Raw genomic sequence first — 11,033 nt, 5'->3', positions numbered from 1 at the left:
TGGCGGGCCATCTGGGGAACGACAGCGGGACGGTGTGCGCGGACGGGCTCACCGAGGTGGAGGTGAACACGGCGGTGGCGCGGGAGGTGGCCCGGCGGCTGGAGGCCCTCGGGTATCGGGTGGACGTGCTGGAGGAGTTCGACCCGCGCCTGCGGGGGTATCGGGCCGCGGCGTTGCTCTCCATCCACGCCGACTCGTGCGAGTACATCAACGAACAGGCCACCGGGTTCAAGGTGGCCCGGGCCCAAGCGGACCAGGTGCCGGAGCAGAGCGACCGCCTGGTGGCGTGCCTGGTCTCGGCGTATGGCCGGCGGACCGGGCTGCGCTTCCATGTGGACAGCATCACGTATGACATGACCGATTACCATGCGTTCCGGGAGATCGACCCCCAGACCCCGGCGGCGATCATCGAGACCGGCTTCCTCTATCTGGATCGAGAACTGCTGACGCGGTGGCGGGAGCGGGTGGTGGAGGGGATCGTCGAGGGGTTGCGGTGCTTTCTGGAGGGGGAATGAGCGGGAGGGCCTGGGCGGTTTCCCCGCGCCCAGGCCCCGGTGAGGGCTGGGGGCTACGGCGCCGGCTGCTCCGCCGGGCGGCGGAACCACGTCCGCCACTCCCGCTTCTCCCACACCACCAGGATGGGGGCGGCGTTGAAGATCGAGGAATAGGTGCCGCTGATCATCCCGATGAGCAGGATGGCGATGAACTGGCGGATGGTGGTACCGCCGAAGAGCAGCAGGGCCACCAGGGTGAAGATCAGGGTGAGTTGGGTGTTGATGGAGCGGTCCAGGGTCTGCAAGATGCTGTGGTTGACGATGCGCTCATAGGGCTCGCCGCGGTAGCGGATGAGGTTCTCCCGGATCCGGTCGAAGACCACGATGGAGTCGTGCACGGAGAAGCCGATGACGGTGAGCACGGCGGTGAGGAAGAGGGCGTCCACCTCCCAGCCGAAGGCCTTCCCGAAGATGGAGGCGGTGCCCACCACCACCGCCACGTCGTGCAGCAGGGCCAGGACCGCCGCCACGCCGTAGCGGAGGGCGTGGGGGACCTGCCGGAAGGCGAAGGTGAGGTAGAGCATGATGGCCACGGCCGCCATGGCCACGGCGACCAGAGACCCCCGTGTGACCTCCGCCCCCACTGTGGGCCCCACGGACTCAAACCGCTCCAGGGTGATCTCCCCGTAGCGGGCCCGCAGCGCCTCCTCCAGCCGCGTCTTGGTCGCCGCGTCCATCTCGCGGGTCCGGATGATCAGGGTGCCTTGCAGGGAGGGTTGCGCCCGGATGTCCGCGGCGTTGAACCCCGTGACCTGGCCCACCAGGCCGATGACCTCCTCGGTGGAGGGGACCACCCCTGCGGGCATCCGAATCTCCAGCAAGGACCCCCCGGTGTAGTCGATGGCCAGGGGCAGGCCGTAGAGGGCCAGGGAGATCAGGCCCGGCACGATGGCCAACAGCGACAGGGCGAAATACCAGTAGCGCTTGCCGATGATGTCGATCATTCGCAACCTCGTCCTCTGGGTTGGATCGGGATGACACCGCCTTCATGGACCCGCTCAGATGCCGAACCAGCGGGCGTGGGCTTCGGCGCTGAGTCGATCCAGGAGGGTGTGGAGAAACGCCCGGGTGACCCAGATGCCGGTGAAGAGGCTGGCCGCCACGCCGATGGCCAGGGTCAGGGCGAACCCCCGCACCATGCTGGCCCCGAAGTTCAGGCCGAAGATATACAAGATGGCGCAGGTGATCAAAGTGGAGATGTTGGAGTCCCGGATCGAGGGCCACGCCCGCTCGAAGCCGTAGTCGATGGCCGCTGCCAACCCCCGGCCGGCCCGCAGTTCCTCTTTCAGCCGTTCGAAGATCAGGATGTTGGCATCCACGGCCATGCCGATGGAGAGCACGAAGCCGGCGATGCCCGGCAGGGTCAGGGTGACCGGGAGCAGTTTGAAGACAGCGAAGACCAGGGCGGCGTAGAGGCTGAGGGCCAGGACGGCCAGCACGCCGGGGAGGCGATAATACAAGATCATAAAGAGGGCCACGGTGGCGAAGCCGATGATCCCGGCGACAACGCTGCGGTGGATGGACTCCCGGCCCAGGGTCGGGCCGATGTTGCGTGTGTCCACGATCTTCAGGGGGACCGGCAGGGCGCCGTAGCGCAGGGTGACGGCCAAGGCCTCCGCATCGGCCAGCGTGCTCCCTTGGCCCATCTCGATGACCCCCGAGCCCTGGGTGATCGGCGAGCGGATCACCGGGCAGGAGACCACCTTCTTATCCAGCACGATGCACAGGTAGCGCCCCACGTTCTGGCGGGTATATTCGGCGAAGATCCGCGTGCCCTCCGGGTCCAGCGTGAAGGCTACCTGGGGCTGGCGGAACTGGCCCAGTTCCGGGCGGGCGCTGCGCAGGTTCCGGCCCGTCATGATCGTCCGATAGACCCGTTCGGTCGGGGTGACCGGGGTCGTCGGGATGAGGGGGGCTGTCTCCGTGAGGGCCGGGGTGGGTGTCAACGCCGGCGTGGCGGTGAGGGGCGCTGTCCCCGTGATCGGGACGTCCAGGGTAGTGCGGATGGTCGTCCCCTCGGGCAGCGGCGTGGCCCCCGCATCCACGAACTCCAAGAGGCCGGTCTGCTTGATGGTGTTCACCGCTTGCTCCAGGTTGGTCACCCCGGGCAGCTCCACCACGATGCGCCGCGTCCCCGCGATCTGGACCACCGGCTCGCTCACGCCCAGGGCGTTCACCCGGTTCTCAATGATGCGGCGGGTGTCCTCCAGGTTCCCCCGGTCCACCGGCTGATTGGGCGGCACGTCCGCCTCGAGGAGGATCTGGATGCCCCCTTGCAGGTCCAAGCCCAGGACCGTACGGATCTCCCGCCGGATCCCCAGGATCGGGATTTCGATCCGCGTCTCGGTGAAATCCACCCCTACGGCCAGGACGGCCAACACCCCGATGAGTGCCAGCCAGAGGTTGCGGTTGCGCATCGGCGGCTCCATCGCGCAAGATGAAGGCCCTATGATTATAGAGGCCTCCTCTCCCCCCGGCAAGGGGCTGTTGGAATCCCTGAGGACCACCCCGACAGGAGATGCGGCCTGGCGTTGGCTTTTTTAAAGGCTCATCGGTCTCGCGTATCATAGAAAGCGGTGGCCTGGAGGGACGATGCGTTCGAAGGCGGTGCCGCTCGGATTGCGGATGTTGGGCCCGGCCTTGATGGTGCTGGGGGCGCTGGGGCCGTGGGGAGGCGCCACCGGTGGGCTGCCTCTCGAAGGGTGGAGCCTGGTGGTCCTGGCCGTGGGGATCCCGGCGTTGCTCCTGTCATGGCTGGCCGAAACCGACGCGCGGGCGATCCAAGGACTGGCCGCCCTGGCTGTCATCGCCGCCGGCGCGGCCCTCGGGGCGTGGTGGGAAGCGGGGCAGGGGGCGGAGCCGGTGGGGAAGGGACCCCTCTTGTCCCTAGCGGGGGCGGTGCTCACCGGAGCAACCCTGCCCGTGGCGCTTCCGGGGTGGCACCGCGTGCTGGTCGCTGGGATCGGCATGGGGTTGGTGGTGTTGGTCGCCCTGAGCCCGGCCCTCGGGCGGGCATGGCGCGGACCTGACTCGGGGGCCGCGGCCGGCGCGGGGGCCACCCCGTGGATCGTCGTCGAGGTCTATCCGCCCGGGAAGACCCCGACGGTCCCTGGGATGCAGCACCCCATCATCGCCACGCCGACGTCCCCCAGGCCGGGAGCCCTCGGCGGAACCGGAACCCCCACCGGGGAGCCCCCCGAAGCCCCCTCCACCGCGACGCCGGAGCCCTCCCCAGCGCCCACCGGGAGGCCCTCGCCCACGCCCACGCCGCCACCCTCATCCTTGTTGTCGCCCCTTTCGCCATGAGGAGGGGAGGAGCAGGACGCCCGCGCAAACCGATCGGGAGGAAACCGCGGATGACGCAGTTCGCCCAAGACGTGGCCCGCCGGCTGGTGGAGAACATCGAGCGGGTGATCTTCGGCAAGCGGGAGGCGGTGGAACTGGCTGTGATCAGCCTGCTGGCTCAGGGCCATCTGCTCATCGAGGATGTGCCCGGCGTCGGCAAGACGATGCTGGCCAAGGCCCTGGCCCGATCCATCGGCGGGACGTTCCGCCGCATCCAGTTCACCCCGGATATGCTGCCCAGCGACATCACCGGCGTCTCCATCTTCAACCCCGGGACCCGCTCTTTCGAGTTCCGGCCAGGACCGATCATGGCCAACATCGTGCTGGCCGACGAGATCAACCGGGCCACCCCCAAGACCCAGGCCGCGCTGCTGGAGGCCATGGAGGAACGTCAGGTCAGCGTGGACGGAGTGACCTATTCCCTGCCGCAGCCCTTCCTGGTCCTGGCCACTCAGAACCCCATCGAGTATGAAGGGACCTTCCCCCTGCCCGAGGCGGAATTGGATCGCTTCATGCTTCGGATCCGGCTGGGGTATCCGTCCCGGAAGGATGAACTGGCCATCCTGGATGCCCAGCAGTTCCGCCATCCCATCGAGACCCTGGAGCAGGTGGTGCGGCTGGAGGAACTCCGACGGGCCCAGGAGGAGATCCGGACGGTCCACGTCGCCCCGGAGGTGAAGGGATATCTGCTGGAGATCGTGGAGCGAACGCGGGAGCACCCGGACGTCTACCTGGGGGCCAGCCCGCGAGGGGCGCTGGCCCTGTTCCGGACCGCCCAGGCCCGCGCCGTCCTCCGCGGGCGGGATTATGTGCTCCCCGACGACATTAAGGCCCTGGCGAACCCATGCTTGGCCCACCGGTTGATCCTGAACCCGGCCGCCCGGATGCGGGAGATCACCCCCGAGCAGGTCCTGGGCGAGATCCTCGGCCAGGTTCCGGTGCCGGGCGCCGTGGTGCGCCCGTGAGCCAGGCCCGGTTGTGGGCGGCTGCGGAACCGTCTATACTCCCAGCCAAAGCGGGCGGGAGGCGCGATGACTCTTGCCGTCCGCCCGAACGAGGGGGAGGCGATGACAGATTCGGCCGGACGGCGCGGCGAAGCGCAGCCGCTGGACGATCTTCGAGAGCTCCTGGAGGCCCTGGCCCCGCTCCGGTTTCCCCTCGCCCAGGGGCTCTGGATGCTGGCCCCCTGGTTAGGGCCCGAGCGGATCGCCCGCTGGGTCGCGGCCCTGGAAGACACTCCCCCGCCGGCGAGGGAGGAGGAACCATGACGGCATGGGCCCTGCTGGTTCTCTTCGCCCTCCTGACGGCAATGGCCCACCTCCTCGCCCGGCGGATCGCCGCCCGCCCGCGGGGGATGGCGCCTTTCCAGCAGATCCCGAGAGCCCTGGGACGTTCGCTGGAGACCGGGGAGCCCCTTCACCTCGGCCTGGGGGCGGGGGGACTGGTCGGCAGCGAGGCGGCCCTCACTTGGAGCGGCGTCCGGCTGTTGGACCGCCTCGCCGATGAGGCCGCGGCCGGGGAGGTGTCCCCTCAAGTGACGGTGGCCGATCCGCTCCTCTGGCTCTACGCCTTCCACCGGATGCAGGAGGCCGTCCGGCGCCAGGGTCTGCCGCCGGCGGACCTCCCGGAGCGGTTGTTGTGGATGGGGGCCAGCCCCATGGCCTACGCCGCCGGCCTCCTTCTCCGGATCGGCACGCAACCGGCAACGGCCCTTCTGCTGGGAGGCGTGTTCCGCGCGGAGGCCCTGCTGGCCGGCGAGCGGGGATCGCGGGCGGGGATGTCTGTCCTCTCCGCAATGCCGGATCCGCTGGGGGCGGCGGCCCTCTGGCCGTTGGACCCCACGCTGGCGGTGGGGGAGGAGGCCTTCGCGGCGCCGCCCCCTGAGGCCACGGCCGGGCGCCCTCTGACCGCCTTGCTGGCCCACGATCTCCTTCGCTGGCTGCTGGTGGTGCTGTTGCTCGGGGCTGCCGTGGGGTTGTCGCTACAGGGCCGATAGCCCGCACGCTGGGGAAAGGGGACTCGGGATGGTGCGACGGGGGACGGCGATGGCGATCCTGAGCCTGGCGATCCTTGCTGCCCTGGGGGCCTACGCCTGGCCGGATGCTTCCTTCCGACAGGGGATCACCGAACTGGGCTCCGCCCTGGTTGCTTACGCCGCCCTGGTGGGCTTTGTGTATTTTCTGGGAGGCCATCTCCGTCGCGTCGTCGATCAAAAGGCCGGGTGGCCATATAGCCTGGTCGCCCTCACGGCGGCCCTCGCCCTCCTGGCCCTCTCGACCCTCGAGGGCGGGCCCCACGGCGCATGGTTCAACTGGATCTACCGGCACGGGCTGTTGCCCCTGGAGGCCTCCCTGGGCGCCCTATTGCCGTTCTTTATGCTGTGGGCTCTTTGGCGCCTGATGCGGGCCCGCCGTTCCGTTTACGGCCTGCTCTTTATCGCTGGCGTGCTGGCAGCGCTCCTGATGAACACCGGGGGGACCTCGCTTCCCGACCGTTTCGGCCCGCTGGGCGCAGCCGTCCTGCAGCCCCTGATTACGGGGGGCGTTCGCGGGATCCTGCTCGGCGTGGCGGTGGGGGCGCTGGTGCTGGTCGTGCGGGCCCTGTTGGGGCTCGAGCGGCCCTTCCGGGGAGGCTGAGGCGGAGGGAGCGCGATGCAGATCTGCCCGATGTGCGGAGCTTCCCAGCCGACGGCTGTGGAGCGGTGCGACCAGTGCGGCGCCGCCCTGGGGCCGGGCATGGACCCGGAGGCGGGCCGGCTTTGTGCGGTCTGCGGCTATCGTAACCCGCCAGAGGTGGTTTTCTGCGAGCAGTGCGGCGCCCGTCTGGGCGTTGCGGAGACGCCGCCCGGGGCTTCAGAGGCGACGCCCCCATCGGAGCCCATCACGGCCGATTGGGTGTCCGCGTTGGAGGACCTGTTCCGGGAGATGCCGTCGGAGGCCGCGCCCGCGGAGGCGGCGCCGGGCGGCTTGGGGCCTCCGGAGGAGCCCGGTGGCGCGGAGGAAGCTGGGGAGATCCCGGAGGGGCTGCGGGGGATCGCTGGCCCGTCCGAAAGTCCGAGGCCGCCCGCCCCCGAGGAAGAGACCGAGCCCTTCATCTTCCCCTGGGCAGAAGAAGCGGCTGGCGAGGGGCACGAGGCGCCCTTCATTTTCAGCGAAGCCGCGCCCGAGGCGGCCGGCACGGGCGAGACACCTTTGCCCGCGCCTTTCCTTGAGGAGATCCCCTGGCCGGAGTTTCCGCCGGAGGCCGCGGCGGACGTGGCGGCCTTCCCCGAGGCGTGGGGGCCTCCAGAAGCCCCGGCCTCTCCGGCGGAGCCGGCTGCCGCTGAGATCGGCCCTTTCCTGGAACTTCCACCGGAGATCGAGGGGGTGCTGACTGCACCGGAAGAGGCGCCGCCGGAGCCATGGGGCGCCGAGGGAGTCCCGCTTCCCCCAGAGGCGGAGATGGCCGGGCCCTTTGTTTTGGAGGAAGCTCCGAGCCCGCCGGCGGCGCCCGCGGAGGTGCCGCCGTTCACCGAAATGCCGGAGTGGTTGCAGGCGCTCCAGCCAGTGCCCGAGGAAGGGGCCGAGACCCTCGAGGCGCCGGGCCTGTGGGCCGCCCCCACCGTTGAGGAAACCCGAGGCCCGCTGGCCGGCCTGGTGGATGTGATCCCCTTCGTCCCTGCGCTGGTGGCGGTGCACGGGCCTGGGGCACGTCTCCACGCCGAGCCAGCCCCCGAACGACAGGCCCGCGCCCAGGCCTGGAAGAGCCTCTTGGATCAGGGCCTGGCGTTCATGGCCGGGGAACGGGTGGCACGGGCAGCCCCCCTCGGCCTGAAGGCGATGGCGGAGCGATGGCTGCTGACGGCGTTGATCCTGGGCGTCTTGGTCCTGGCTCTGTATTGGCCGTTGCCCCTCTTCCAGCCGACGGGCTTCGCGGCCCCCGCCGCGTTCCTGCAGGCCCTGGATCAGGTTCCCGATGGTGGGGTTGTCCTGGTGGCCGTGGATTATGGGCCGGACCGGGCGGCCGAACTGGAGGGCTATCTTCAGGGGGCGCTCCGGCGGCTGAGCGCCCGGGGGGTCTCGCTGGTGGCCGTGAGCCTCTCCCCATGGGGGGCCCTTCAGGCCGCTCAGATCTTCGAGGCCTCCCCGGACTACGGCCAGCGGGTGGTCCATCTCGGCTATCTTCCGGGGGAGGAGGTGGCGGTGGCCCGCCTCCTGAGCACATCGCTGGACCGCATGCCCGGGGACTATCGGGGGCGGTCGCTTCAGGCGTTCCCGATGGCCGCGACGCTGGGGACGGAGCCGCTGGGGCGTCGGGTGAACCTGGTGTTGCTGATCACGGGGTCTCCGGAGGCGTTGCGGGCTTGGGTGCAGCAGAGCCGACCCCTGTTGCCGCGGGAGGTGCCCGTGGTCGCCGCGGTGGGGGCCAGCCTGGCTCCCTTCGTCGCCCCTTACGTGGAGAGCGGCCAGATCCAGGCGGTGGCGGTGGGCCTGCGGGACGCCCTGCTCCTCGAGGGGCCGGCCGCCGAGGGCAGCCCTGCCTTCTTCGACCTGCAGGCCCAGTCGGCCCTTCAGGTGCTGACCATCCTCTTGATCGGGGTGGGGCTGACCGTGAACCTCTTCCAGCCATCTCGATGGCGCGGAGGTGGGCGATGAGCCTCGAAACGGTCGGGACCGCCCTGGGCCTGATCCTGACGTTGATGGTGTTCAGTTATCTGATCGACGACACGCCGGTCTATCGGCTGGCGGCCAGCCTGTTGGTGGGCCTCAGCCTCGGCTATTTCATGGCGGTGGTGCTGTGGAACGTCCTGATCCCGCACTGGCGGGAAAGCCTGGGCGCTCCGGATCCGGCCCGTCGGCCCTGGTTGCTGGCGGAATGGATCCTGGGCCTCCTGGTCCTCGCCCGGGGGCTGCCGCGGCTGGGGTGGCTGGGAGACCTCGGGTTGGCCGCTGCCCTGGGGATCGGGCTGGGGACCGCGGGAGTGGGCGCCCTGTTGGGGACGGTGGTCCCTCAGGTGCAGGCGGGAGCTGGCCAGGGGATCTCCCTGGCGCTGGCCGCCACCTTGCTGGCCCTGCTGGCCGCTCAGTTCTACGCGCCCCCGGCCCGGATCCGGTTCCTGGCGCCGGCGGTGCAGGGCCTCCAGGCCCTCGGCCGGGGGATCTGGGCCTTCGCCCTGGGGGCCCTGTTCGGCGGCGCCCTGATCACGGCCATCTCGCTGTTGATCGGCCGGGCCGAGTTCCTGATCCAGGCCTTCAACCGCCTGGGGGGGTGAGGCGAGGCCGGAGCCTGCCGGGAGGAAAGGGATGCACGCCAAGAGCCTGGTGGTGATCGACATCGGGAGCGTCCAGACCCGGGCGTTGCTGTTCGCCCAGGTGGAGGACCGCTTCCGGTTTGTGAGCGCCGCCAGCGCCCCCACCTCCCTGCGGGGCCGGGACCCGGACGTGGCCATGGGCGTCCTCTACGCCTTGGAGCATCTCAGTCGGCTTTCCGAGCGGCCGCTCTTGGACCCGCAGGGCTCCCCCATTTACCCGGAGCGTGCCGACGGTGCGGGGGCGGATCGCTATCTGGTGACCCTGAGCGCGGCGCCGCCCTTGCGGGCGGTCATCGGCGGGCTGTCTCCCGATTGGAGCCTGGCCAGCCTCCGGCGGGCGACGGCCGCTGTGCCCGTCCAGGTGGTTTCGACCCTCTCCGTGGTGGCGACCGATGGCCGGCGGCCGACGGAGGAGGAGTGGCTCTCTGCGCTGGTAGAGGCGGAGCCCGATGTGGTGCTGATCGCCGGCGGCATGGAACAGGGAGCCGCCCGCCCGGTCCGGGCGTTGTTGGAGACGGCGATGCTGGCCGCCCGCCTGCGGCCGGAGGATCGGCGTCCGTTGGTGATCTTCGCGGGCAACGCCAGCCTGCGGGAGGAGGCCGTGGCCTTGGCTGGGCGGGAGGTGCCCCTGCGGGTGCTGCCGAACGTCCGGCCGTGCCCGGAGGCGGAGCAGATCGGTCCGGTGGTGGAGGCGCTGGAGGCGCGCTATCTGGAGCGGGCCGCGGGCGTCCTGCCGGGGCTCTCGTTGGTCCAGGGCTGGGCCTCGGCCTCCATGCGCCCGACAGCCCGCGCCCTCGCCCACGTCGTTCGTTATCTCAGCCTGGAGGCCCCGGAGCGCGCGGTGCTCCTGGTGGATCTGGGCGGAAACCAAACCACCCTGATCGCCGCGCGGGCAGGGGCTCTGGCCCAGGTGGTCCGGCACGGAAGCGGGGTGGGGCTGGGGATCCTGCCCCTGTATCAGCGGCGGGGCGGCGAGGCGGTGACCCGCTGGCTCCCCCGGGAGATCTCCCTGGAACAATTGGAGGCCTTCGCCTGGATGAAGGCGCTGCATCCCGCCACCCTCCCGCAAACCCTGGAGGACATGTGGCTCGAACTGGCTTTCGCCCGCGAGGCGATGGCCGAGGCCTGGGAGACCATGACGGGGCTCTGGCCGGAACTGTCGCGCCCGACCATCGCCTTCGAGCCCATCCTCCTGACGGGCGGCCTGTTCGCCGCCCACGCCCGGCCGGGGGCCCTGGCCTTAGCCGTGCTGGATGCCCTGCAGCCAGTGGGGTTAACCACCTTGCTGTGGGATCCCGTGGGGGCGCTGGCCGGGGTGGGGGCGCTGGCAGAGGTCGAGCCGGGGCTGGCTGTCGAGGTGCTTACCGGCCGGCTATGGATCCCTCTGGCGACGGTGCTGGCCCCTGCCCTCGAGGGCGCGGTGGCCCCTGACGAGTTGCTGTTCACGGTGGAGGTGCACCATCGAAGCCCGGAGGGCGCCACCGCGACCTATGAGATCGAGGTGCGGGGCGGCCGTCTGGAGGTAGTGCCGATCCCGTCGCGGGGGGAGACGGAGCTGCGCCGGTTCCGCCTGCGCCGGCCGGTGGACCTCGGGTGGGGCCCGCGGCGGGCGCCCCGCCGGATCCGGATCGCGGGCGGGCTGTTGGGCCTGATCATCGACGGCCGAGGGCGTCCGCTCCAGTGGGCGAGGGACCCAGCGGCTCGTCGGGAGCAGATCGCTCGCTGGCTGTGGGATGTGGGAGCCCTGGGAGGGAGCCTGTAAGCCATGATGGAGGGGCCCTGGTTCTATCCGGGGGAGGTTCGTTGTCTCCATCTCGCCACGGTGCGTCGGGAGCGCCGCCTGC

The 11,033-nt window shown here is 70.5% G+C and carries 11 protein-coding genes; 9 read left to right on the top strand and 2 right to left on the bottom strand.

The features are described from left to right. Window positions 1-515, top strand: a 515-nt coding sequence (locus tag C4313_RS09755; RefSeq protein WP_352429674.1) for an N-acetylmuramoyl-L-alanine amidase family protein, incomplete at its 5' end; no start/stop codon positions are given. 53 nt (window positions 516-568) lie between these two features. Here C4313_RS09755 and secF read toward each other — a convergent pair. After that, complete coding sequence (secF, locus tag C4313_RS09750) at window positions 569-1,498, bottom strand: protein translocase subunit SecF (protein ID WP_352429673.1); 930 nt, start codon at window positions 1,496-1,498, stop codon at window positions 569-571. Window positions 1,499-1,552: 54 nt separating this feature from the next. Continuing rightward, the gene (secD, locus tag C4313_RS09745; RefSeq protein ID WP_352429672.1) at window positions 1,553-2,971 is read right to left on the bottom strand and encodes a protein translocase subunit SecD; all 1,419 of its coding nucleotides are present in this window, start codon (window positions 2,969-2,971) and stop codon (window positions 1,553-1,555) included. A 175-nt stretch (window positions 2,972-3,146) separates the two neighbouring features. Here secD and C4313_RS09740 point away from each other — a divergent pair, with 175 nt between their 5' ends. From C4313_RS09740 to C4313_RS09705, 8 genes are all read left to right on the top strand, one after another. Further along, complete coding sequence (locus tag C4313_RS09740; RefSeq protein WP_352429671.1) at window positions 3,147-3,860, top strand: hypothetical protein; 714 nt, start codon at window positions 3,147-3,149, stop codon at window positions 3,858-3,860. A 50-nt stretch (window positions 3,861-3,910) separates the two neighbouring features. Further along, a complete protein-coding gene (locus tag C4313_RS09735) occupies window positions 3,911-4,864 on the top strand; it encodes an AAA family ATPase (protein WP_352429670.1) in 954 nt (317 codons plus the stop codon). A gap of 102 nt (window positions 4,865-4,966) precedes the next feature. Next, window positions 4,967-5,167 carry a hypothetical protein gene (locus tag C4313_RS09730; protein ID WP_352429669.1) on the top strand — a complete coding sequence of 67 codons (201 nt, stop codon included), beginning with the start codon at window positions 4,967-4,969 and terminating at the stop codon, window positions 5,165-5,167. Continuing rightward, window positions 5,164-5,895, top strand: coding sequence for a DUF6754 domain-containing protein (locus C4313_RS09725; RefSeq protein ID WP_352429668.1), 732 nt, complete (start codon window positions 5,164-5,166; stop codon window positions 5,893-5,895). Before C4313_RS09730 ends, C4313_RS09725 begins: the two co-directional genes overlap by 4 nt. 28 nt (window positions 5,896-5,923) lie before the next feature. Then, window positions 5,924-6,535, top strand: coding sequence for a hypothetical protein (locus C4313_RS09720; RefSeq protein ID WP_352429667.1), 612 nt, complete (start codon window positions 5,924-5,926; stop codon window positions 6,533-6,535). A 15-nt stretch (window positions 6,536-6,550) separates the two neighbouring features. Then, entirely contained in the window at window positions 6,551-8,533 is a 1,983-nt protein-coding gene (locus tag C4313_RS09715; protein WP_352429666.1) for a hypothetical protein, read from the top strand. Further along, on the top strand, window positions 8,530-9,150 hold the full coding sequence (locus tag C4313_RS09710) for a hypothetical protein (RefSeq protein ID WP_352429665.1): 621 nt from the start codon (window positions 8,530-8,532) through the stop codon (window positions 9,148-9,150). The genes C4313_RS09715 and C4313_RS09710 overlap by 4 nt, the downstream gene beginning before the upstream one ends. Before the next feature lie 31 nt (window positions 9,151-9,181). Next, window positions 9,182-10,951: a glutamate mutase L gene (locus tag C4313_RS09705; RefSeq protein WP_352429664.1), complete on the top strand. Its 1,770-nt coding sequence runs from the start codon at window positions 9,182-9,184 to the stop codon at window positions 10,949-10,951. The last annotated feature ends 82 nt before the right edge of the window (window positions 10,952-11,033 follow it).

This window comes from Thermoflexus sp. (assembly GCF_040289485.1).
Taxonomy (GTDB): domain Bacteria; phylum Chloroflexota; class Anaerolineae; order Thermoflexales; family Thermoflexaceae; genus Thermoflexus.
The sequence above is the reverse complement of the archived record's forward strand: the minus strand, read 5'-3'. Positions and strand labels throughout refer to the sequence as shown.